The 514-nt window shown below is 62.5% G+C and carries 1 protein-coding gene; it reads right to left on the bottom strand.

The window, feature by feature from the left end; all coding sequences use genetic code 11:
- Nucleotides 1–122: 122 nt before the first annotated feature.
- Nucleotides 123–514, bottom strand: a 392-nt coding sequence (locus BST27_RS30820; protein WP_139805524.1) for an acyl carrier protein, incomplete at its 5' end; no start/stop codon positions are given.

Here is a 514-nt window from a genome sequence, read left to right as displayed (position 1 = left end):
CCCGAACCCGGCTCCCACTCGTGAACTATTCCCACACCAATACTGGTACCTGCTGAGCCCCCACCTATGATCACGGCCCCTCCTAGTCCAACCCCTGCACGGTGCTTATGTGCATTCCTACCTCACGAGGTAGGTGCGGCGTTGGCTTTTGAGGTCAATTTGTCGTAAAGAGACTCTGCTAAATCTCGGATCGTGGAGATTTCAACGGTGCTCACCCGGATCCCGGTCTCAGCCTCGATGTGAATCCGCAGCTCCTGGCTGCCTAGGGAGTCCAGACCGTACTCGGCGAGCATGCGGTCCGCGTCGATGGTGCGGCGCAGAATCAGGCCGACCTGCTCGGACAGGAAGCGGCGAAGCCGGCCCGGCCACTCCTCTTGGGGCAGCTCGTTGAGCTCGGCAAGGAACTTGCTCCCGCCCGCCCGGCTCTTGCCCATCGACTGGAAGTTCTCCGCGAAGGGGCTGCGCTGAGCGAACGCCATCAGCATGGGCGAACCGATGACGGGGGCGTAGCCGG

Origin of the sequence: Mycobacterium intermedium (genome assembly GCF_002086275.1) — a bacterium.
Lineage (GTDB): Bacteria > Actinomycetota > Actinomycetes > Mycobacteriales > Mycobacteriaceae > Mycobacterium > Mycobacterium intermedium.
Note: the sequence above shows the minus strand (reverse complement) of the source record. Positions and strands in the feature narration are given on the sequence as shown.